The organism is Pseudonocardia wallangbongensis (assembly GCF_054486945.1).
In genome coordinates, this window is record NZ_JBRERS010000005.1 from 441,185 (window position 1) to 462,715 (window position 21,531).

Sequence of the window (21,531 nt, forward strand, 5' to 3'; positions counted from 1 at the left end):
GGGCCTCCTCATTCGGCGCAGAAGAAGCGAATTCTGGCGAACCCCGGCCCGCTCGACACGGAGTACCGGGACGACCAGGTGGGCGACGTGTCATAGGCAGACCGCAACCGCGCCCGACTCGGTGGTGGCCAGGGCATCGTGGTGGGTCTCGGTTCTGCCCGCCGGTGGCGACGTCTCGCCGCCCGAGGGAGGGGACCGCCGGGCGGCGAGACATCCCACGCATGGCCAGAACGAGGTGGGGGACCACTGGCCGCGCGTAGCGGTGGAATACCCGTCCAACGTCCCACGGAAACGCGACATGCCGCCTCCCGGAACTTCTGCCGACATCATCGGCACCCATGTTGCGGAGTGCGATTTGTGCTGCTGGATCGATGTGACCCGTATGGCGCAACAGCGGCCGCGGGAATTCGCGCCGCAGCGCGTCGTGACGTGAATGTGCCGAGACTCCGCTCGTTCGTGTCGACGTCGGCTGAAACAGGACCCTCCGGCGACCCGGTTGCGCGCCGAGCCGGTCCACCGCGCCACGTCGATGATGGCGTGCACGGTCTCGCGCGGGACCGGCCGATCCTCGAAGGTGCGGACGGCCCGCGCTGCCACCAGACGACGGAGTGGCGCGAGATCAGGTCCAGGCGCGGTCGGGGCGCCATCGGCTCGTCGTGAAGGGCGTGCGGAGGAGCGCTCCCCCGTCACAGGGCCGTCGCATAGACGGACACCTGTTGGCCCGTGCGGGCCGAGGCCGGCCGCTCGTAGCCGAGGCCGATCTTCTCCGCCACGTGCTGCGACGGCGTGTTCCGCGGATGGATGATCGCGATCAGGCGGCTGATGCCCAGATCCCGGGCGTGGTCCCGGCACGCTGCCGCGGCTTCCGTGGCGTAGCCGTGTCCCTGGAGGCGGAGGCAGACGTGATATCCGATCTCGATGTCCGTCACGCCCTCGATCGTCTGCGGCGTCAGGCCGCAGTCGCCGACGAACTCCCCTGTCGCGCGGAGGGTGACCCGCCAGAGCCCGAAGCCCTCTTCCCGGTAGAGACGCTGGTTCCAGTCGATCCAGGCGCGAGCTTCCTCCCGGTCCTTCGGTCGCGGGTAGTACCGCATCACCAGAGGGTCGCCGAGGAGCGCGGCGATGTCGTCGATGTCGTCCGGTGTCATCTCGGTGAAGGAGAGCCGCCGGGTCGGTGCGGGGACTCGGGGCCTCATCGTGACGTCTCCTTCCGGGTCCGCCGATCGTCGTTCTGCTGGTGGTGAACCCCGGCCCGACCGGCCTCGGTGGTCATTAGCGTCCAGCTCATGGCACAGGTCACGACGCGTACGGTCACATACCCGGCCGACGGCCTGACGATGGTCGGGCACCTCGCGATCCCCGCCGGCTCCGACCGCCGGCCCGGGGTCCTGGTCGGGCCCGAGGGGACGGGGCTCAACGACTTCCAGCGTCGGCGTGCCGACGCCCTCGCCGAGCTCGGGTACGTGGCGCTGGCCTTCGACATCCACGGCGGGAAGTGGTTCGCCGACCCCGAGGAGATGCTCGCGCGCTGCATGCCGCTCCTCGCGGATCCCGACCGCATGCGGGGGATCGGCCACGCGGCGCTCGACGTCCTGCGCGCCGAACCGCGGACCGACCCCGATCGGATCGCCGCCATCGGTTACGGCACCGGCGGCGCGATCGCGCTGGAACTCGGGCGCGACGGGGTCGAGCTGCGCGCGATCGGGACGGTCAACGCGGTGCTGACGGGCCGGCCCGGCGAGGCAGCACGGATTCGCTGCCCGGTGTGGGCCGGCGTCGGGTCGGAGGATCCGATCCAGCCGCCCGGGCTGCGGGAGGCGTTCGCCGCCGAGATGCAGGCCGCGGGCGTCGACTGGCGCCTCACGGTCTACGGCGGCGCCCTGCACGCCTTCCACCACCCGCCCACCAACCCGGACGGCACGCTGCGATCCGACGGAACGTACGGCCAGACCGTGCTGACCGGCGTCGGCTACCACCAGATGCACGCGGAGCGGGCCTGGCGCGACATCGTCGACCTCCTGGCCGAGTGCGTTCCCCTACCGGGATGAGCCGGGCCAGGGATCGACGACCAGGCTCGGCCATTCCCGCTGCCAACGCCGCGCTTTCGCCTCGTAGACCGTGTGCGGCGCCAGTCGCGGGTTCGGACGCACTCGCATCCCGAACAGGTCCGCGTACCCGTGGGGCGCGTAGTCGACCAGCTCGCCGCCCGGCGTCCGGGAGACGCCGAAGCAGCACGTGGTCGAGGCGAAGTGATCGATGGCGTCCGCCGAGCTGGTGAACCGCACCCCCGGGACACCGAAGCGCGACTCGTACCAGAGGTGCACGCGCGCTTCGTTGCGGACCTCCACCGGCACCCCGAGGTCGCAGAACAGCGCGGCGGCCCTGCGGATCACCACGTCCTCGGCCTCGTAGGACAGGTCCGAGGCGTCGTAGTAGAAGAGGTCGTAGTCGGCGATCCCGGCGCCGGGATCGCGCTCGTCGAGGACGTTCCAGACGGTCTGGAACACCGCGCCGGCGGTCAGCCACCAGTCCGGCGCGCCGAGCGTGGGCCCGCGCTCGAGGATCGCCGCGTTGACCGGGTTCCGCTGGACGAGGTCGAGGAAGCGGGCACGCTGATCCACGATCGGCAGTCTGGTGCAGCGCCCCGTCGAGGATCGAGATCATCCGGGCTGCGGGGCCCAGCAGCGCAGCGCTTCCAACGTCGACCGGTCCTGCACCGCAGCCGTGAGGAAGTCGTTGAACGCCTGGCTGGACCGGGTGATCGTGGCCGTGTCGTCCGGGCTCATCCTGCGGACGAGGAGTACCGCGACGCCGACGGTGCCGTCGTCGCGGCGGATCTCCGTTCCGCGCGCCAGTACACCCGGCGAGCTCCCGCCCTTGACACCGACGCCGAGGAGGCCCGGTCCCGGGTCGGGATCCTGTTCGGCGATCCGGCGTGCGATGTCGGCACCGGGAAAGGTGCCGTGCCCGACGGCCGACCAGAGGGAGGCGAGCTGGGCAGCGGTCCCGCCGGGCCCGCCGTCGACGAACTCCGGCTCGTCCGCACCCGCCGGGACCGGGCGTGAGTCCAGGTCGGCCCGGAACCCGGGGTCGTAGGCGTACCGACGAGCGATCTGCCATTCCGCGGTCCGCCGTGCGGCGCGGTCGGTGGATGCGGGCAGGAGCTCCGGGGCGAAGAACGACGCGATGAGGCCCGTCGTGCTCGGGAGCTCCGGATCATCCCAGCCGACGGACTCGGCGGCGTCGACGAGCGCCTGGTCTCCGAGCCGGTCTCGCAGGTAGTCGGGCGCGGCGTTGTCACTCCAGATGATCATCTGGTTGGCCAGCTGGTCGAGGGTGACCGTCCGATCCGGATCGCGGGCGTGCGTGCCGTCTCGTGCTATGCCCAGGTTGTCCAGGGCGCGGGTGTGGGCGTCCTCGCCGCCTCCGACGACCGCCCAGCGTTCCCAGTCGCCGACCCGCACCGGTTCGTCAGGGGAAACGGCGCCCGTGGCGACGGCGCGAGCGTAGGCGACCATGTTCAGCGCCTTGCTCGCCGACGCCATCGGTTGCACCTCGTGCGGCCGGTGTTCGACGCGGGTGCCGCGCCCGTCGTCGACGACCAGCGCGACGTCAGCAGGGTGAGCGGCGAGGTAGCCCACCCAGCCGTCCACGGTCGCCACGTTCGACGCGGCCGCTGGGCACGGGCCGTCCGGCGGACTCTCCGGCGGGCCGACGCACGCGGTGATGACGAAGGAAGGGATGAGGGCGAGCAGGAGGGCGGGTCGCCGGAGCCTCGAGCCGCGATCCGCCACCATCGATCGGGATTGTGGCAGGAGTTGGAGTCGAAGTCGCCTTGGCGGATACCGGCCACCGGTCGGCCGATCTCATTCGTCGAGCACGTCTTCTACCGCTGCCGGGACGGCAGGATCGCTCACCTCAGGTCCTCGACCCGCACGGCGAGGTGCGGGCGCCAGGCGAGCGTGAGCGCGGCGATCTCGCTCGTATCGGCGTCCGCCGCCGTCCCGACCGAGTCGTCCGGGCGGAAGTGGACGGTCGTGCCGGTCGTCCCGTTCGGAGGGACAGCCGCCAGTTCGACCGCCGGGCGGCCGTGCCGGTACTCCTGCGTCCACGCCCCGTCTCGGCGCCGGTTCGTGTGGACGAGCCACTCGCTGGCAGCCGCGACGACCGAGATGCCCCTTCGCGGCCGGCCGTCGGGAAGCCCGGGCGGGTCGGGTGAGTCGAAGAACCGGAGGTCCTTCGTGCCCATGATCGGTTTCCGCAGTGGGCGTCCGGAGGGGTCGACGCGGGTGTCGGTCCCGCGGCCGTTGTCGCTGACCAGCACGCAGCCGTCGGCGTGCAGCTGCACGGCGCACCGCCCGGCCACGCCCTGGGCTGCGGCCTCGTCCGCCGCGTAGGCGACGACCTCCAGGACGAGGTGCGTGACGCCGCCGGCGGCGAACACGCCGAGCGAGCTGCGGATCTCCTCGACGTGCTGCTCGTCGACGGCCTGATCCCAGCGGTGCGTGGTGCTCTGCCACGGGCGAGCGGAGGGCGGCACGACGAGACCTTCTCATCGTGGCCGCGGGATTCCGCGAGGATTCACCACCGCCTGGACCACCAGGGCAGCGCCGGGTCCGCCAGGGGGTTGTTGAGTGTCTTCTCCTCGAACAGGGCGTCGAGCCGGGCGACTCGGCGACGGAGTGGCGCGCGCTGTCGTCGCGGCAGGGCGCGAATAGCCTGTTCGAGCGGGTCGCGCGCCAGCGGGCCGACGAAGCGGATCCAGTCGTTGCCCTCCCTCGCGAGGACGGCCCGTGGCTTCTGCGCGACGCGACCCCAGACGATCAGCTCGTCGTTGATCGCGAGGGAGGTGAGCCGAGGCCGGTCGAGCCGGTCGAGGGCGCGGCTCGTGGAGATCGGTACGCCGCGGATCGGGGTGGGGCGGGACCGGCGCCGGTTGAGCGCCCGCACGCGGGCTGGAGGCCTACGCGGCACGGGCCCTTCTGATCGAGGTCATGTCTCCCAGGCTGCCATAGCGCCGGGGCGCTGTGCGCGGAGGCCGTCGGCGACGACGTCCGTGGCGGTCTCGAGCAGCGTGCGCAGCTGGGCGTGGTCGCGGCGCAACGAGTCGGGGCGCCAGGCGAGGCTGATGATGCCGTTCCACGCCGCCCACAGGACGGTCGCGACCTGGTCCGGGTCGACGGCGCGCAGCTCGCCTGCCGCGACGCCGCGGCGGATCGCCTCGACCAGCCGCTGGTTCTGCTCGTCGACCGATCGGGCCAACCGCTCGGACAGCTCCTGACCCGCGGCGTACCGGCCCGGTGTGCCGGGGAAGGCGAGCATCCGGAAGTGCTCGGGGTGGGCGAGGTAGAACGCGAGGTACTGCTCGGCCGCGGCGTGGATCTGCTCGACCGGTGAGCCGGCGGATCCGTACGCCCGGTCCATGAAGTCGCGGTCGGCCCGGAGCGCACGCTCGACGAGGGCGGCGTGCAGCCCCGCCTTCGAGCCGAAGTGGTTGTAGATCGACCCGACGGCCACGCCCGCCGACCCGGCGATCTCCTCCACGGTCACGTCGTCCACGGGCCGCTCCCGGAAGAGCGTCTCCGCCGCTTTCAGCAGCGCGGTCGTGGTCCGTTCCTTCCGATGATCGGCCATGCGCCTCGACCTTCTGTTGCAACCGTTGCAAAAGCTGATACGGTCCGATCATGGCCGACTGGCCGAGCGTGCACCAACAGGTGGTCGATCTCTTCGAGAAGGGATGGGACCGCCCCGACCCGCATGCCTGGGACGACCTGCTCGCCGAGGACGCGGAGTTCGTCCAGCCGCTGCTGCCGTCCGGCCGGGGACGGGCCGTCTGGCACGAGGCGGCGCGTCGCCTGCTCCGGCTCGCGCCCGACCTCCGGGGCGACGTGATGACGTGGGCCGGGCGCGACGACGTCGTGTTCATCGACGTGCGGCTCCGCGGCACGGTGGGCGGCAAGCCGCTGACCTTCCGCAGCTTCGACCAGCTGCAGATCGGCCCGGACGGGCGCGTGCTGCGGCGCGAGGCCTTCTTCGACCCCACGCCGGTCGCGCTCGCGCTGCTCCTCCGCCCGGCGGCGTGGCTCGGTGCTGTTCGGCTCCTCCTGGGCCGGTGACCGCGCGGGACGCGGAGACGTGGCGGGACCCCCGGCTGGGCCCGGCACGCGAGGTTCGGTTGCCGGGCGGGCCGATCCGCTACCACGACGTAGGGCACGGTCCGGTCCTCGTCTTCGTCCACGGCTACCTGGTGAACGCCAACATCTGGCGCAAGCTGGTCCCGCTGCTCGCCGACGCGTACCGCTGCATCGCGGTGGACTGGCCGCTGGGCTCACACGCGGTGCCGATGGCGCCGGACGCCGACCTGTCCCCGCCGGGGATCGCCCGGCTCGTCGGGGACGTCCTCGACGCGCTCGACCTGCGCGACGTCACGCTGGTCGGCAACGACTCGGGCGGGGCGTACGCCCAGGTCGCCGCCGCGGATCGCCCCGAGCGGATCGCCCGCCTGGTGCTGAACTCCTGCGAGACCCCGGAGTGCTCGTGGCCGCCGGGCCCCGGCGGCTTCGGGCTGCTCAAGGCCGCGGCGCGGCGCCCGGCCACGCACCGGGCGCTCTACCAGCCGTTGCGGCTGCCGGCGACGTGGCGGCTGCCGAACACGTACGGCCGGCTCGCCAAGCGGCCGATCGATGCGCAGGCGATGCGCAGTTACGTGCGCCCGGTGCTCACCCGGGCGGCCATCAGGGACGACGGGCGCAAGGCGATCGGTGCCGTCTCGCCGCGCTTCACGAGGGTCGCGGCGGAGACGCTGCGGCGATCGTTCGGCAGGCCGGTGCTCCTCGCGTGGGCCGCCGAGGACCACGTCTTCCCGCTCGACCACGCCGAGCGGTACGCCACCGCGCTCGGCGCCGAGCTGTGGACGATCAACGACGCGTACACGTACACGGCCGAGGACCAACCCGAGCGCACCGCCGAACTCCTCGACGGCTGGCTGAGCGCTGGTTAGTCGTTCCGCCCCGTCACCGCCACCGTGACGCCGAGTCCGATCATCGAGAGCCCGCCGACCCGGCTGATCGCGGCGAGCCGGCGGGGGGAACGGGCGAACCAGTCGCGGGCGACGGACGCGCTCAGGCCCCACGCGCTGTCCGAGGCGAGGGCGATCCCGACGAAGATCAGGCCGAGCAGCATCATCTGACCGACGACGTGCCCGAGGTCCGGGTCGACGAACTGCGGCAGCACCGCCGCGAAGAACACGATCGTCTTGGGGTTGGCCACGCCGACCGTGAAGCCCTCCCACAGGGTGCGGACGCCGCCCCGCGGTGCCTCGCCGCCGACCGTGACCGGGAGCGACCCGCGCTGCCGCCATGCCTTGATGCCGAGGTGGACGAGGTAGGCGGCGCCGGCCAGCTTCAGCACCGTGAAGGCGACGACCGAGCGTTCCACGAGCGCCCCGACCCCGAACGCCACCGCCACGACGAGCACGTAGCCACCGACCGCGTTGCCCGCGACGGAGCTGAGGGCGGCGCGCCGGCCGAGGGCAAGGGCGCGCCCGACGGTGAACAGCACGCTCGGGCCGGGCACGACGATGAGCAGGAACGACATCGCCGCGAAGGCGAGTAGACGGTCGGGGGACACCATGCCTCCATGTCAGCACGTTCCGGGCTCCGGCGGCACCCTGGACGCGCGGCATCGCGAGCGCGTCGCAGACTCATCGCGCCGAGCGGTGTTCGGCGAGCACCTCCTCCGCGACCCGGGCCGACTCCTCCGCGACCCACGGCCCCGCGTACGGGTTGTCGATCGTGATCAGGGCCTTCCAGAGCGCCCAGCCACGGGCGCGGGCCCACATGGCGTCGTCGGCCGGCATCAGGCGCCGGAACTGCGACCGGCTCTCGCCCTCGAGCAGGGTCCAGGCGATCACGAGATCGCAGGCCGGGTCGCCGACGCCGCAGGTGCCGAAGTCGATGACGGCGGCGAGGTCGCCCCGGTCGTCGAGGAGGAGGTTGCCGGCCGCGACGTCGCCGTGGAACCACACCGGTGGGCCGGTCCACGTGGCCTTCAGCGCGGTCTGCCATGCGTCGGTGGCGATGGAGCCGTCGATGCGCGTCCCGAGCGCGGCGATCGCCTCGTGCGTCTCGGCGTCGTAGACGCGCAGGGATCCACCGCGGTGGAAGCAGTGGTCGCCGGCCGCCGGGCCGCCGGTCGCATCCGCGCGCTGCAACGCGACGAGGAACCCGGCGAGGTCGCGGGCGAACGGGACGAGGTCGCGGATCCGCGCCCGTGAGGCGACCCGCCCGCCGATCCAGCGCCGGACCGACCACGGCCACGGGTAGCCGTCGCCCGGCACCCCCAGCGCGAGGGGCACGGGGACCGGGAGCGGGAGCTGCGGCGCCAGCCGCGGCAACCAGGTGTGCTCCTTCTCCACGCTGGCCACGTATGCCGCCGCGCTCGGGAGCCGCACGGACATCGCGTCGCCGAGACGGAACGTGCGGTTGTCCCAGCCCGGCTGGTCCACGGGGACGACGGGGAGATCCGCCCAATCCGGGAACTGCGTGGTCACCAGCTGAGCCGCAAGGGCGGCGTCGATCGCGTCGCGGTGCATCGCGAGCCATCGTGGCGGGCCGGGATCCGCGGCGCGACGGGATTTCGCGTTCCCGCACAGGTCGTGCACAGGCGGGCGAGAAGCGGTCGACAGGAAGGCCCGGCAAGGTCGTCCGTGCCGGTCACCGAAGGCACGTCGCGTCCGGGGCTGGGGGGCCGGGACGCGGCCCGGAAAGGGACCCGCCGGCAGCGTCGGGGGCACCGGCGGGTCCCTGCGGGTGGCGAGGAACGGATCGGGGAGATGCGGGGCGGGATCACCAGGAGACGCCTGATCGCCGCGGGCATGGGCGCCGTACTGGCGTCCACCGCGGCCGGGAGCGCGGGCGCCCGCCCGTCCCGGCCGAACGTGCTCGTCGTGCTCGCCGACGACCTCGGGTGGGCGGACCTGGGCTGCTACGGGTCGCCGCACGTCCGCACGCCGCACCTCGACGGTCTCGCGGCCGACGGCGTCCGGTTCACTTCGGCGTACGCGGCGGCGCCGGTGTGCTCGCCCACGCGGTTCGCGCTCTACACCGGCCGGTACCCGGGGCGGCTGGAGGGTGGGCTCCAGGAGCCGATCAGCCGTCCGGACGAGCGGCACGGCATCCCGCCCGGGCACCCCACGCTCGCCTCGCTGCTCAAGGAGGCCGGCTACACGACCGCGATGGTCGGCAAGTGGCACTGCGGCTTCCTGCCGTGGTTCGGGCCGACGAGGTCGGGCTGGGACACGTTCTTCGGCAACGCCGGCGGAGCCCTGGACTACTACTCCAAGCTGACGGCGCGCGGGCCGGACCTCTACGAGGGCGACGTGCCGGTCGACGTGCCGGGCTACTACACGGACCTGATCGCCGACCGCGCTGCGGCCTTCGTGCGCGCCGACCACGGTGGCCCGTGGTTGCTCGACGTCAACTTCACCGCGCCGCACTGGCCGTGGGAGGCGCCGGGGGACATCGCCGTCAGCGAGGACCTCACCGCGCGGCTGCGGGCGGGTGAGCGGCAGGCGCTCGGCCACCGCGGCGGCGGGTCACGCGAGACGTTCGCCCGGATGGTGGAGGCGATGGACGCCGGGATCGGGCGGCTGCTCGACGCGCTGCGGGAGTCGGGCGCCGAGCGCGACACGATCGTGCTGTTCGCCAGCGACAACGGCGGGGAGCGGTGGTCGTACCAACGGCCGCTGCGGGGGAACAAGGGGAGCCTGTACGAGGGCGGCATCCGGGTGCCCACGATCCTGCGGTGGCCGGCGCGCATCCGGCCGGGCCTGGTCAGCGACGTGCCGACGATCAGCCAGGACTGGACGGCGACGCTCGTCGAGCTGGCCGGTGCACGGGCCGCACCGGCGTACCCGTTCGACGGCGCGAGCCTCGTTCCGCACCTCCTCCACGCCGCTCCGCCGCCCGGGCGGGACCTGTTCTGGCGCACCCGGTCGGGCGGTGCGCTGCGGCGGGGTCCGTGGAAGCTGCTGCGATCCGGATCGGCTCCGGACGCGCTCCACGACGTGGCGGCCGACCCGGGGGAGGGCGACGACCTCGCGGGCCGGCACCCGGACGTCGTCGCCGAGCTGGCTGCCGGGTGGGATGCGGTGGCCGCCGACCTGTTGCCGTACCGGCGGCGCGCCGGCGTCCGATGAATCTCACGGTCGCGGAGCGTCTGTACGGGCGAACAGGTCGACCAACGGCAAGGAGTGTCCATGAGTGAGTTCGTCACGACGGCCGCCGGGGACCGGATCGCCTACGACCGCCGGGGCAGCGGCCCTGCGCTGATCTTCGTCGCGGGCGCCGGACCATGGCGTGCCATCGACCCCACAACGACCGAGACGGCAGAACTGCTCTCCCGGCGGGGCGCCACGACCATCGTCCACGACCGCGTCGGACGCGGGGAGAGCTTCGTTCCCGGCGCGGTCGCACTCGACCGCGAGGTCGCCGCGATCGCCGCCCTCATCGATGTCGTCGGCGGCAGGGCGGTGCTCTGCGGCCACTCCTCCGGCTGCTCCATCTCCCTGTACGCCGCCGCTGCGGGCTTGCCCGTCTCCGGGCTCGCGCTGTGGGAGGCGCCGCTGGCACCACCGCACAGCGGGGCGCGCGAATGGGCGGAGACCGTGAACCGCCACATCGACGCGGGCGACCTCGAGGGCGCGTTGCGCCACTACATGCGCGACATGCCCCCCGAGCTGCTGGAGTACGTCCTCGGCACCCCGGCCATGGTCGACCAGGCCGGCAGCCTCAAGGCCGACGCCGACTCGCTGGCCTGGGCGGAGTCCGCCCCGCACGCGGAGCTGTTCGGCGGCATCCGCGTCCCGACGCTGGCGATGGTCGGCGCCGAGACCTACGACATCATGCGTCCGGCTGCCGAGTCGATCGCGAAGGCCGTTCCCGATGCGAGCTGGAAGCAGGTGCCCGGTGCCCGACATGGCTGGCGGCCGGAGCCGATGGCCGACGAGCTCGCCGGCCTGGTTGCAGCCGCCACGTCGTGACCCGCGCCGGGCGTGGTGTCGCCGGCGGTGCTGTCAGCCCTCGCCGACAAGACTTCACACACCCAGTACCGACTTGACACATGGCCGGCCTTGTGCGAAGCCACTGCTGGGTGTGTGAAGTGGGCCGCAGGGGACGTTCCGCGCCGGCGACGCCGCCCGGTCGGGCCGTTCACCGGCTTCGTCGGCCTCAGGAAGCTAGCTCGGGAACATGCCGCTGGTGACGTTGACGAACGTGCCGGTGATCGCTCCCGCACCGTCGGACGCGAGGAACGCGGCCGTGGCGGCGACCTGGGCGAGGGTGGGGGAGCGGCGGGTCATCCGCATCCCGTCCAGGTGCGCTAGGAGGCCCTGGAACGCCGCGTCGTCCATGGCGGGACCGCCGGTGACCGCGGCTAGCTTCTCCGGGGAGAGCGTTTCCGGGAGCCCCGCCGTCCAGATCCCGACGACGCGGACGCCGCTCGGCCCGGTCTCGGCGGCCAGGTTGCGGACGAGCGTGTCCGTTGCGGCGTCGGCCGGGCCCGTCCCGCCCATCATCGGGCTGCCGACCGCGGAGCCGCTGTCCAGCGCGAGAACGACCCCCGAACCCTGCTTCACCATGTGCCGGGCCGCCGCCCGCGCCGAGATGAAGTTCGCCGTGGCGCGCGTGATGACCGGCCGGGTGAAGTCGGCCGTGGTCATGTCGATCAGCGGGATGCCCTGCACGTCCCCGGCGCCGACCAGGTTGAACGAGATGTCGATGCTGCCCGCCGTCTCGACCACCGATCTCGCGTGGTCGTCGACGGCCTGCTCGTCGAGGGCGTCGAGGACGGCGACGTCGGCCCGCCCACCGGCCGCGGTGATCTCCTTCGCGACCCGCTCCAGGCCCTCCGCGGTGCGTCCGACGAGGAAGACGCGGGCGCCCTCGCGGGCGAACGTGGCGGCGACGGCCGAGCCGATCGACCCTCCGGCCCCGTAGACGACGGCGTTGCGGTTCTCCAGCAGCATGGCGCGTTCCTTCCGGTTCGTGATGACCGGAACGCTAGGGATCCGCGCGCCGCCGGGAATCCGTACCGCTATCAGTACTCGTCAAGCCGGCGGCCGGGTGCCCGGCAGCCAGCCCTGGCCGTCGCACGTCTCGCACCTCCGCAGCTCGGTGAGCGTCCCCGCGCCCGCCGCGCCCAGGTACGCGCGCGCAACAGGTCGCGCCGTGGCCGGAGCAGCCCGGGCACACGGTGCGGCCGGCCTGCAGGATCCCGATCACGCGCCGGGCGCTGTCCTCGTCGGGCGCGCGACCGTACGCGAAGCCGCCACCCGGCACCTCCGCCTGCCAGAACACGCCCTCGCTGCCCCACGGGGTGCGGGGGCCGCGGCGGCGGTCGATGCCCCGGTAGCGGGGCCACGCGGTCCCGCCCGGCGGTTCGGCGCACGGGGGCTCGGCGCTGTCGGCGTGCACCCAGGCGGGCTTCGGCCGGGCCTTCTCGTACCTGATCGGCTCCCCGCAGTTCTCGCACTGCAATCGATCCACCCCAGCTCCGTGTCGAAGGTTGCCGCCTGATGGTAGACGAATCGCGACAGAGATACACATAGATACTTATCAGTAGTATCACGCGCCTGAGGTCATCAGAGGCCACTAACCAGCGCATACCGTGGACGCATGCCATCAGCGCGCCCCGTCAGCACGGGCGATCTCGCCCGTGCCCTCGGACTCAGCGTGCGGACGATCCAGCGATACCGGAACGAGGGGCTGATCACGCCCGAGGTCGTCACCAAGGGGAAGCACGCGCGCTGGGACGTCGACAACGTCAAGGCCGAACTTCGCGCACTCGCCGAGCAGGGCCGGGACGACGGCTGACCCGGATAGGGTGGCCCCATGCTGCGGGGGCGGTGCGCCGAGCAGGAGCGCATCGACGCCCTCCTCGCCGCGGCGCGGGAGGGCATCAGCGGGGCGTTGGTCGTCCGCGGCGAGCCCGGGATCGGCAAGACGGCGCTGCTGGAGTACGCGGCGCAGCGGGCCGACGGAATGCGGGTCCTGCGCGGCGCCGGGATCGAGTCCGAGGCCGAGCTGCCCTTCGCCGGCCTGCACCTGCTCCTGCGTCCCGCCGCCGACGCGCTCGAGGCGCTCCCCGGACCGCAGCGCCGAGCCCTCGCCGGCGCGTTCGGTCTCGGTGACGCCGACGGCGGCGACCGGTTCCTGGTGGGCGCCGCCGTGCTGTCGGTGCTCGCGCAGCTGGCCGAGACCCAGCCGCTGCTCTGCCTCGTCGACGACGCCCAGTGGCTGGACCGGCCCACCGCTGCGGCGCTGCTGTTCGCCGCGCGGCGGCTGGACCGCGAGGGTGTGGTGGTGCTCTTCGCGGTGCGCGAGCACTCCGGCGGGTTCGCGGCGGCCGGTGTCCCCGAGATCCCGCTCGCCGGGCTGGATCCCGACAGCGCTGCGGCGATGCTCGACGACCTCGGCGCCGCGCTGGCCGCCGACCAGCGGGAACGGCTCATCTCCGAGACCCACGGCAACCCGCTCGCGCTGCGCGAGCTGCCCCCGCTGATCGCGTCGCAGGGCGCCCATCTCGGCCTGATCCCGCTGACCAGCCGGGTCCTCGACGCCTTCCACCACCAGGTCAGGGCGCTGCCGCCGGAGAGCGGGCGGATGCTGCTCGTGGCCGCGGCCGACGACACCGGCCACGTGCCCGTTCTCCTGCGGGCGGCCGGCGCCCTCGGCCTGGGCGCCGCGGACCTGCAGCCGGCCGAGACGAGCGGGCTCGTGACCGTCACGGCGGACGGGCTGGCGTTCCGCCACCCGCTGATCCGCGCGGCCGTCTACCACGGTGCGCCGCTGGTGCAGCGGGTCGCGGTGCACGCCGCGCTCGCGGAGGCGCACGCCGACGACGTCGACCGGCGGGCCTGGCACCTCGCGCTCGCCGCCACCGGCGCCGACGAGCGGGTGGCGTCCGACCTCGAACACGCGGCCGACCGGGCGCAGGCCCGCGGTGGGCACGGCGCCGCGGCGGCCACCTACGAGCGCGCGGCGGCGTTGAGCGCCGACCGGGAGGCCGCGACGCGCCGGATCGTGCTGGCCTGCGAGGCGGGGGTGCACGGCGGCCGGCTGGAGTGGGCGCGGGGCCATGCGGAGCGGGTCGCCCGCGACGTCGCCGATCCGGTCGTCCTCGCCCGGCTGGCCGCGGTGCGGGCGGGCGCCGACTTCGCGCAGGGCGAGCTGCACCGCGCGCACGGCCTGCTCACCGACGCCGCACTGCGGATCGCCGGGGACGACCCCGAGGGCGCCTTCTGGATGCTCATGCAGAGCCTCCACGCGGCCTGGGCGGCGCCCACCGACGAGGAGCTGATCGCCGCCACCGTCGACCGGTTCGACGCGCTGGGTCTCGATCCCGACGGGCCGCTGATGGGCGTGGCCTGGCTCGCGCGGTGGGCCACCGCGCTCGTGCTGGACCGTGATCCGGCCGGACTCCCCGCGCTGGACACGGTGCTGTCGCGGGCCCGGGAGGCGGGTGCGGCCGCCGGTCCGCGGGCGCTCCTCGAGGTGGCCAGCCGGGCGTTCGTCGCGGCGCGGGACGAGGAGTGCGTCGAGATCGCGAGCGCGCTGGTCGCGGAGGCGCGCGAGCGCGGCACGGTGCACGCGCTGCCGGGTGGGCTGGGCATCGCCACGCTCGCACAGGTCATGCTCGGCCGGCACCGCGAGGCGTGGGTCAGCGGCAGCGAGGCCATCGAGATCGCGCGCGCCACCGGCCAGCCGCTCTGGGTGAGCTACGCCGCAGGCGCGCTGGCCCACCTCGCGGCGGTGGAGGGCGACGGGGACCGGTGTCGCGAGCACGCCGAGATCGCGGCCCTCGACGGGCAGGTGCCCGCGAGCGCGCTTTCCGGAATGGCCTGGGCCCAGGCCGGGCTGGCGCTGCTCGATCTCGGGAACGGCCGCGTCCAGGGCTGTCTCGACCGGCTGCAGGGCATGGCGCACGGCCCGAGCCGGCACCTCGCCGCGGTCGTCCGGAGCGTGCCGACCGAGATCGAGGCCGCCGTCCGGCTGGGCCGGGTCGCGGACACGGTGGAGCCGCTCGCGCTGCTCACCCGCTGGGCCGCCATCCTGCGGCGGCCGTGGATCGACGCGCTGCTCGCCCGCTGCCAGGCCCTGACGGCGCCGGACGCCGACGCCGGGCAGCACTTCGAGCGCGCACTGGCCCTGCACGCCACCGCGAGCCGGCCGTTCGAGCACGCGCGCACCGCGCTGCTCCACGGCGAGTGGCTGCGCCGGGCCAGGCGCAAGAGCGACGCCCGGGTGCAGCTCTCGGCGGCGCTCGCGACGTTCGAGGAGATCGGGTCGACGCCGTGGGCGGCGCGGGCGCGGGCCGAGCTGGGCGCGTCCGGGGCGCGGACGCCGCAGCCCGCACCGTCGCCCGCCTTCAACGGGCTGACGCCGCAGGAGCTGCAGATCGCCCAGCTCGCCGCGCAGGGACTGTCCAACCGCGACATCGCCGCGCAGCTCATCCTCAGCCCGCGCACGGTGGCCTACCACCTCTACAAGGCCTATCCGAAGCTCGGCATCAGCTCCCGCGGCGAGCTGATGTCCCTGTCGGGAGGGACACGATGATCCGCACCAGCGCGAAGGCCGGGCTCTTCACGGAGTCGGTGATCCGGGAGACGTTCCGGCTGGCCGCCCAGCACGGCGCGATCAACCTGGGGCAGGGCTACCCGGACTTCCCGTGCCCGCAGGAGATCAAGGACGCGGCGTGTGCGGCGATCCAGGCCGACGACAACCAGTACCCGATGACGTTCGGCACGCCGCCGCTGCGCGCGGCGATCGCCGAGAAGACCGAGCGGACCTACCCGGGCTGGACGATCGACCCGGAGACGGAGCTCTGCGTCACCTGCGGGGCCACCGAGGCACTGGTGGCGGTGGCGTTCGCGCTGCTCGACCCGGGTGACGAGGTCGTGCTGTTCGAGCCCTGGTACGAGAACTACCAGCCGGACGCGATCCTCGCCGGTGCCGTGCCGCGCACCGTGCGGATGCACGGGCCGGACTGGACCTTCGACGAGGCCGAGCTGCGCGCGGCGTTCGGCCCCCGCACGAAGGCGGTGTTCCTCTGCCATCCCGACAACCCGACCGGGAAGGTCTACACCGCGGACGAGCTGGCGCTCCTGGCGGAGCTGTGCCAGCGCTGGGACGCCGTGCTGGTCGTCGACTCGATCTACGAGCACATCCACTACCTCGGCGCAGGCGGGTACGTGCCGCCCGCGCTGGTGCCGGGGCTCGAGGACCGGACGATCACCGTGAACGCCCTGTCCAAGACGTACGCCGTCACCGGATGGCGCGTCGGCTGGACGGTGGCGCCGCCCGACCTCACCGCGGCGATCCGCAAGGTGCACGACTTCCTCACGATCGCCGCGCCGGCGCCGATGCAGGCCGCCGGCGTCGCGGCGCTGGGGCTGCCGGACGCCTACTACGCCGACGTCGCCGCCCGCTACCTGGAGCGCCGCGACCTGCTCTGCGGCGCGCTGGAGGACATCGGGTTCGGCCTGCGCCGCCCGGACGGGTCGTACTACGTGCTGTGCGACATGTCGCCCCTGGACCCGGCGGGCGACGGGGTCGCGTTCGCCCACCGGCTCATCACGGAGATCGGCGTCTCGTGCGTGCCCGCGGTCTCGTTCTGGACGCCCGAGAACGCGGTGGCCGGGCGCAGCATGATCCGCTTCGCCTTCCCGAAGCGCCCGGAGACGCTGCACGCGGCGGTCGAGCGCTTGAAAAGTCTCAAATAGCGGTTCAATGACACGATTGAAGGTACGGATGCCCGATCCGTGATCCGGTACATCAGCGAGGAGCTCAACCACGTCGTCGCCGTCGAGAGCGAGGGCGACACCTTCTTCACCTACGACCCGACCGGCCACCCGCCCGAGGGGGCGTGGCAGCCGTTCGCCACGGTCGTCACCAGCGACCGCCACGACCGGGTCTCGAAGCTGGACCGCGACGGCGCGTACCGGCGGGGCGTCGGGCTCACGAAGGCGACCCACACCCGTCTGTTCGGCGACCCGCCGCGGCAGCGGGACGACGACTGGGTGCTCGACACCGAATTCGACCACGCCACGGAGGACCGGCTGATGCCGCACCCCCACTACGGCTCCCAGTACTGGGTGTGCGTCGTCAACCCCGGCGAGGCCACGTTCGAGGAGGTCGAGCCCCTGCTCGCCGAGGCGTACGCCGCCGCCGTCCGCAAGGCGGAGCGGCGGGCGAGCCGCCGATAGCGGTCACCCGCGGCCGCGGGGCATCGTCTTGCGCAACAGTTCCACCGTGGCGGAGAAGGTGTCCCGCACGGCGGCCGCCGTTGTCGCGGGGTCCCCGCCCGTCTCGACCGTGACCGGCCCGAAGGCGAGCGCGGTGCGGGTGGTGGGGAGGTCCGGCACGCCGCCGACGAGGTGGCCGGCTCCCGGGAAGTCCAGCAGCTTCGCGCCGTAGCGGTTGCCCGTCTCGTCGATCGAGTCGAGCGCACGCTGCGCCTGTGCAGTGGACGGCCACATGCCGTCCGCGTCGCCCGCGGTGAAGAGGATCGGGGCGGTGATCCGCTCGACGGGGATGCTGGCGACCCCCAGCCGCCAGCTCGATGCCGCGTCGACGGCCCGTTCGTACGTCTCCGCCGACTTCACGGCCTGGCCGGGTGCCGCGGACGACGCCCCGCGGCTGTACGGCCAGCGCAGGAACGGCACGTCCGCGCCGGCCCGGGTCCACGAGGACACGGACGTGGCGGCCGAGACGGTGACCCCGGGCCACACGACGTCCGACGGCACGTGCGCCACCACGGCGGCGAACCGGGACGGCTCCGAGGTGGCGAGCATCAGCCCGTACTCGGCGCCCTTGCCCGTACCGACCACACCGACCTGGTCCCCGGCGACCTCCGGCCGTTCGGCGAGCCACCGCGCGGCGTCCAGCCCGTACTCGAGCGGGATGCGGGTCAGCGTCTTCGGCAGGCCGGTCACGCCGAAGTAGGCGAGCCCGAACACCACGTAGCCCTCCGACGCGAGCAGGGCGGCGTACGCCGGGTCCGGTCGTCCACCCTCCGCGCCGCCGAGCAGCACCACGCCGGGCCAGATGCCCGTGCCCGGCGGCAGGTAGAGGTCACCCACCAGGCCCGCCTCGGCGATGGGCAGAACCTGTCCGGCCGGCTCGCGGACGACGCGGCGCAGCGTCGTGCGCGCCACGGTGGCACCCGCCTGGTCGACGCCGAGCAGCACCACCATGTCGTCGGCGTCCAGCATCGGGTAGGGCGCCTGCTCGTCCTCGGGCAGGCGCATCGACCAGAACAGCCCGTGCGGATCGACACCGGTGTAGGTGCCGCCCGTCGACGCATCGGTCGAGAGGTCCACCTGGCCCACGCCGTCGGTGACGAACTCGCCGGACGACTCCCACACCTGGCCCCGCCGGTCGTACGTGCGCGCCCAGACGCGGACCTGATCGCCTGCGGGGAGCCCGTCGACCGTCACCTGGACGGGTACGGCTATGCTCACGCCGTCCGGGGTTGCCGTGATTTGCGGGCCCGCCTCCGTAGGGTGCGCGGAGCAGCCGGCTGTCAGCAGCGCCACCGCGCAGGCCATGCCGATCAACATCCGCATGCTTGGGATGCTAAGAGCGAAGATCGGATCGCGCCCTGAAGCTCCCCCGGTCGGGCGACATGTCTAAGGCGACGGCTGCGGGATCGTGCAGTCGATCCGCGGGTTCAGTCCGCCGTAGTTCAACGGCCCCGCGACGATCGTGACCAGCACCGTGCCGAGCTCGGCGCAGTTGACCTGGCCGTCCCCGGAGAAGTAACCCCGCTGGTACGCGGCGTACGCGCCGATGACCAGCCAGATGACGAGGAGCGCAGAGCCGATCCGCATGGTGGCCTCCCGGCCGTGCCGCTCGTGGCGAGATCCGGAGCCTATGTGACCCGGATCTCGCCGTAATCACGATCGGGCCTCCGTCCAGGCGATGCCAGTGGTCCCCGCCGGAAGTACGGCACGTATCTCGACGGCCCAGCTTCCCGCTGGCCGCACCGGCCGAGTACGCCCGGTACGAGGCCGGCCCGCCGGCGCACCCAGCGGAAACCTGGATCCGCCGATATACGCACCGATACCTCCGGCGGGAACCACTAGCGTTCCCGGCGACTCCGCCGGTGGTCCCGACGGAACGGCGCCGCAGCAACGGGACCACCCGCCCACCCGGGCGAGGAGGGGCGGCTGACGATCACACCTACCCCTCGGAGCCCCCATGAAGATCGGTATCGGCCTGCCCGTGGACGACCCGGACGCCCTGCGCGAGTGGGCCGTCCGAGCCGACGCCGGCCCGTTCAGCACGCTCGGACTGCTCGACCGGCTGGTCTGGCACAACCCGGAGCCGCTCGTCACGCTGGCCGCCCTCGCCGGCGTCACCCACCGCATCCGGTTGCAGACCGAGGTGCTGCTCGCCCCGCTGCGCGGCACGGCGCTCCTGGCGAAGCAGGTGGCCACACTCGACCGGCTGTCTGGCGGCCGCTTCACGCTGGGCCTCGGCGTCGGAGGGCGCGCCGACGACCACGCCGCTGCCGGCGTCGACCTGCGCGGACGCGGCCGCCGGCTCGACGAACAGCTCGTGCGGATGCGGGAGCTGTGGGCCGGAGGAACACCCATCGGCCCGGCCCTCGCCTCACCCGGCGGGCCGGAGTTGCTGTTCGGCGCGTTCCGCCCGGCGGCGCTCGCCCGCGTGGCCCGGTTCGGGGACGGGCTGCTCTGCGCCGCCCCGCCGTCCTGGGCCGGTGACCTGTTCCGCGCGGTCGAGCGCGACTGGGCGGAGCACGCCCGCCCCGGCCGGCCGCGGCTCGTCGGCCAGGTGAACGTCGCGCTGGGCCCGGACGGCGTCGCCGACGCCGCTCGTGCTGCCATGGGCGCCTACTACGGCTTCACCGGCAACGCCGACCGGATGCTGGGCGGCCTGCTGACCACGCCGGACCGGGTGCGGGACGCGGTGCGCGCCTACGCCGACCTCGGCGCCGACGAGGTCGTCCTCTACTGCTGGGCCACCGACGTGGCGCAGGTCGACCGGATGGCGGATCTGGTGTCCTGAGCGCCGGTGCGGCGTGCGATCCTGGTGGCGCACGTGGTCGCTTCCCCCGACCGCCAGTCCGTGGTCGCTGGAAGGGGAAGCCTTGTACAAGCCGTGGTCGTCGAGCGTGAGCACGCCGCCTCCGCCGCTGGACCGGCCCGTGTGGGTCCACCTCGACCGCCTCTACGGCCCTCCCGACTCACCCGGCCCGATCGCCGACCCCGTGCCGGGCGGCCTCCTCGTCGCCACCGCGAGGGTGCCGGGGCTACTCAAACGGTGGACCCGCGCGGTCGACGGCCGCTGGTTCGGCCGGGTCAACTTCGCCGTCTGCGACGCCTACGGCGCCGTGGTGGCGGAGCACCTGGCCGCGCTCGTCCCGGCCTCGGCCCTCACCCCCCGAGACGAGGAGCAGCGCCGCTGAGGTTCGGCCGCCACCCTCCGAGGAGGTGATCAAGGGGAGATGGTCGTGGTTCGATCTTCCGGAGCCGCCATTTCCCCTTGATCGACAGGAAGGAACGGCCCGCGCTCTGTTCGGCGCTCGATTGCGGTCGCGACCTTGCGCATCAGGTCCGCGAAGTCGCGGTACACGTCGAGGTCGGTGGCATAGAACATCGCCCAGCCGTCGTCCTGCAGGAAGTTGTGGCGGCGACGGTCGCCGCGCAGGTTCTGCCGCCCGGCGTGCCCGTCCTCGCCGTCGTACTCGAGGCCGACCTTCGCCTCCTCCCAGGCCAGGTCCAGCCAGCGGCACGGGCGGCCTCGTGAATTGAGGACCGGGAGCTGGAGGGTGGGCGGCGGCAGCCCGGCGTCGTGGCAGCGCAGGCGCAGCCGGGACTCCTGCGGCGACTCCGGAGCGGGAGCAGCCAACGGCACCAGCTCCCGCGCCTGCAGCACACCGCGTAGCCCGGAGTGCCGCTCCAGCTCGGCGGCCAACGATCCGGGTGTGCAGACGCCCGCGGCGAGGGCGGCGTCGAGCACGGGCAGGACGTCGAGGCGGGGAAGGGTCCGGGCGAGGTCTACGGCCGTCCGGTCGGCACCGGTGGCGAGCGCCCCGCACCTGAGCCGGACGACGTCGTCCGCCGCGAGGGCGAGTTGGTGCGGCCAGAGATCGGCGCGGCGGGTGCAGCCCTCGTCCGGACGCACGGCGACGTGGGTGGCGATGTCATCGAGCACGCCGAAGCCGTGCAACTCGGCCGCCGTGTGCAGGCAGGCCGGCACCTCCCGCCCGATCCTGAGCCTGGCGGCCGAGAGCCGGAGCCTGGGGCCTGGCTCGGCTGAGCTCAGCCGATAGCTACCCGTGAACACTGCGCACCAGCGACGCGAGCTGACCAACGCGCGCAACTCGCCGCGGCTGTAGCAGCTCATGGCCTGCGCGGTGCTGAACGCGCCGTGCTGCGCCGCGGCGATGTCGCGAAGTGGCCGGCGCATGCATCGAGCGTGCGCCCTCGGTCGTGAGGAGTGACCG

Annotated in this window: 23 protein-coding genes; 11 read left to right on the plus strand and 12 right to left on the minus strand. The window is 73.4% G+C overall.

What is annotated here, in order from left to right:
- Positions 1 to 686 precede the first annotated feature (686 nt).
- Complete coding sequence (locus ACU436_RS21110; RefSeq protein WP_459027791.1) at positions 687 to 1,196, minus strand: GNAT family N-acetyltransferase; 510 nt, start codon at positions 1,194 to 1,196, stop codon at positions 687 to 689.
- 90 nt (positions 1,197 to 1,286) lie between these two features.
- On the opposite strand from ACU436_RS21110, the gene ACU436_RS21115 reads away from it, so the two are divergent.
- The gene (locus ACU436_RS21115) at positions 1,287 to 2,048 is read left to right on the plus strand and encodes a dienelactone hydrolase family protein (protein ID WP_459027793.1); all 762 of its coding nucleotides are present in this window, start codon (positions 1,287 to 1,289) and stop codon (positions 2,046 to 2,048) included.
- On the opposite strand, the gene ACU436_RS21120 is transcribed toward ACU436_RS21115, so the two are convergent.
- The 5 genes from ACU436_RS21120 to ACU436_RS21140 all read right to left on the minus strand — a co-directional run bounded on the left by ACU436_RS21120 (position 2,037) and on the right by ACU436_RS21140 (position 5,634).
- On the minus strand, positions 2,037 to 2,621 hold the full coding sequence (locus tag ACU436_RS21120; protein ID WP_459027795.1) for a nucleotidyltransferase family protein: 585 nt from the start codon (positions 2,619 to 2,621) through the stop codon (positions 2,037 to 2,039). The genes ACU436_RS21115 and ACU436_RS21120 overlap by 12 nt on opposite strands.
- A 39-nt stretch (positions 2,622 to 2,660) precedes the next feature.
- Positions 2,661 to 3,653, minus strand: coding sequence for a serine hydrolase (locus ACU436_RS21125; protein WP_459027797.1), 993 nt, complete (start codon positions 3,651 to 3,653; stop codon positions 2,661 to 2,663).
- A gap of 260 nt (positions 3,654 to 3,913) precedes the next feature.
- A complete protein-coding gene (locus ACU436_RS21130; protein ID WP_459027798.1) occupies positions 3,914 to 4,540 on the minus strand; it encodes an ATP-binding protein in 627 nt (208 codons plus the stop codon).
- A 41-nt stretch (positions 4,541 to 4,581) separates the two neighbouring features.
- Positions 4,582 to 4,974 carry a hypothetical protein gene (locus ACU436_RS21135; protein ID WP_459027799.1) on the minus strand — a complete coding sequence of 131 codons (393 nt, stop codon included), beginning with the start codon at positions 4,972 to 4,974 and terminating at the stop codon, positions 4,582 to 4,584.
- A gap of 18 nt (positions 4,975 to 4,992) precedes the next feature.
- Complete coding sequence (locus ACU436_RS21140; RefSeq protein ID WP_459027801.1) at positions 4,993 to 5,634, minus strand: TetR/AcrR family transcriptional regulator; 642 nt, start codon at positions 5,632 to 5,634, stop codon at positions 4,993 to 4,995.
- A 50-nt stretch (positions 5,635 to 5,684) separates the two neighbouring features.
- Here ACU436_RS21140 and ACU436_RS21145 point away from each other — a divergent pair, with 50 nt between their 5' ends.
- Positions 5,685 to 6,116 (plus strand): nuclear transport factor 2 family protein, encoded by a 432-nt coding sequence (locus tag ACU436_RS21145; RefSeq protein ID WP_459027803.1) that lies wholly within the window; start codon positions 5,685 to 5,687, stop codon positions 6,114 to 6,116.
- Positions 6,113 to 7,000 carry an alpha/beta fold hydrolase gene (locus ACU436_RS21150; RefSeq protein WP_459027805.1) on the plus strand — a complete coding sequence of 296 codons (888 nt, stop codon included), beginning with the start codon at positions 6,113 to 6,115 and terminating at the stop codon, positions 6,998 to 7,000. The genes ACU436_RS21145 and ACU436_RS21150 overlap by 4 nt, the downstream gene beginning before the upstream one ends.
- On the opposite strand, the gene ACU436_RS21155 is transcribed toward ACU436_RS21150, so the two are convergent.
- Positions 6,997 to 7,632: a LysE family translocator gene (locus ACU436_RS21155; protein ID WP_459027807.1), complete on the minus strand. Its 636-nt coding sequence runs from the start codon at positions 7,630 to 7,632 to the stop codon at positions 6,997 to 6,999. The two genes, ACU436_RS21150 and ACU436_RS21155, sit on opposite strands and share 4 nt — an antisense overlap.
- Positions 7,633 to 7,702: 70 nt before the next feature.
- Positions 7,703 to 8,593, minus strand: a complete 891-nt coding sequence (locus ACU436_RS21160; RefSeq protein WP_459027809.1) for an aminoglycoside phosphotransferase family protein — start codon at positions 8,591 to 8,593, stop codon at positions 7,703 to 7,705.
- 240 nt (positions 8,594 to 8,833) lie between these two features.
- On the opposite strand from ACU436_RS21160, the gene ACU436_RS21165 reads away from it, so the two are divergent.
- Together ACU436_RS21165 and ACU436_RS21170 are read left to right on the plus strand one after the other, a co-directional pair.
- On the plus strand, positions 8,834 to 10,198 hold the full coding sequence (locus ACU436_RS21165; protein ID WP_459027811.1) for a sulfatase-like hydrolase/transferase: 1,365 nt from the start codon (positions 8,834 to 8,836) through the stop codon (positions 10,196 to 10,198).
- A 60-nt stretch (positions 10,199 to 10,258) separates the two neighbouring features.
- Positions 10,259 to 11,041 carry an alpha/beta fold hydrolase gene (locus tag ACU436_RS21170; RefSeq protein ID WP_459027813.1) on the plus strand — a complete coding sequence of 261 codons (783 nt, stop codon included), beginning with the start codon at positions 10,259 to 10,261 and terminating at the stop codon, positions 11,039 to 11,041.
- Between the two features lie 195 nt (positions 11,042 to 11,236).
- Here the strand turns inward: ACU436_RS21170 and ACU436_RS21175 are convergent, their stop codons facing one another.
- Positions 11,237 to 12,025, minus strand: a complete 789-nt coding sequence (locus ACU436_RS21175; RefSeq protein WP_459027814.1) for an SDR family NAD(P)-dependent oxidoreductase — start codon at positions 12,023 to 12,025, stop codon at positions 11,237 to 11,239.
- A gap of 649 nt (positions 12,026 to 12,674) precedes the next feature.
- Between ACU436_RS21175 and ACU436_RS21180 the strand changes: the two genes are divergently transcribed.
- Genes ACU436_RS21180 through ACU436_RS21195 form a run of 4 tightly spaced genes read left to right on the plus strand, consistent with a single transcriptional unit; the run spans position 12,675 to position 17,263 of the window.
- Positions 12,675 to 12,872, plus strand: coding sequence for a MerR family DNA-binding transcriptional regulator (locus ACU436_RS21180; protein ID WP_459027816.1), 198 nt, complete (start codon positions 12,675 to 12,677; stop codon positions 12,870 to 12,872).
- 18 nt (positions 12,873 to 12,890) lie between these two features.
- On the plus strand, positions 12,891 to 15,614 hold the full coding sequence (locus tag ACU436_RS21185) for a helix-turn-helix transcriptional regulator (RefSeq protein ID WP_459027818.1): 2,724 nt from the start codon (positions 12,891 to 12,893) through the stop codon (positions 15,612 to 15,614).
- Positions 15,611 to 16,780: a pyridoxal phosphate-dependent aminotransferase gene (locus tag ACU436_RS21190; protein WP_459027820.1), complete on the plus strand. Its 1,170-nt coding sequence runs from the start codon at positions 15,611 to 15,613 to the stop codon at positions 16,778 to 16,780. Before ACU436_RS21185 ends, ACU436_RS21190 begins: the two co-directional genes overlap by 4 nt.
- A gap of 39 nt (positions 16,781 to 16,819) precedes the next feature.
- Positions 16,820 to 17,263 (plus strand): DUF6194 family protein, encoded by a 444-nt coding sequence (locus ACU436_RS21195; protein WP_459027822.1) that lies wholly within the window; start codon positions 16,820 to 16,822, stop codon positions 17,261 to 17,263.
- 3 nt (positions 17,264 to 17,266) lie between these two features.
- Here the strand turns inward: ACU436_RS21195 and ACU436_RS21200 are convergent, their stop codons facing one another.
- Entirely contained in the window at positions 17,267 to 18,520 is a 1,254-nt protein-coding gene (locus tag ACU436_RS21200; protein WP_459027824.1) for an acyl-CoA thioesterase/BAAT N-terminal domain-containing protein, read from the minus strand.
- A gap of 168 nt (positions 18,521 to 18,688) precedes the next feature.
- Complete coding sequence (locus tag ACU436_RS21205; protein WP_459027825.1) at positions 18,689 to 18,889, minus strand: hypothetical protein; 201 nt, start codon at positions 18,887 to 18,889, stop codon at positions 18,689 to 18,691.
- A gap of 370 nt (positions 18,890 to 19,259) precedes the next feature.
- On the opposite strand from ACU436_RS21205, the gene ACU436_RS21210 reads away from it, so the two are divergent.
- Both ACU436_RS21210 and ACU436_RS21215 read left to right on the plus strand, forming a co-directional pair.
- Positions 19,260 to 20,090 carry an LLM class flavin-dependent oxidoreductase gene (locus ACU436_RS21210; RefSeq protein ID WP_459027827.1) on the plus strand — a complete coding sequence of 277 codons (831 nt, stop codon included), beginning with the start codon at positions 19,260 to 19,262 and terminating at the stop codon, positions 20,088 to 20,090.
- Between the two features lie 106 nt (positions 20,091 to 20,196).
- Complete coding sequence (locus ACU436_RS21215; protein WP_459027829.1) at positions 20,197 to 20,490, plus strand: hypothetical protein; 294 nt, start codon at positions 20,197 to 20,199, stop codon at positions 20,488 to 20,490.
- Positions 20,491 to 20,519: 29 nt separating this feature from the next.
- Here the strand turns inward: ACU436_RS21215 and ACU436_RS21220 are convergent, their stop codons facing one another.
- Positions 20,520 to 21,494: a hypothetical protein gene (locus tag ACU436_RS21220; protein WP_459027830.1), complete on the minus strand. Its 975-nt coding sequence runs from the start codon at positions 21,492 to 21,494 to the stop codon at positions 20,520 to 20,522.
- Positions 21,495 to 21,531: the final 37 nt, after the last annotated feature.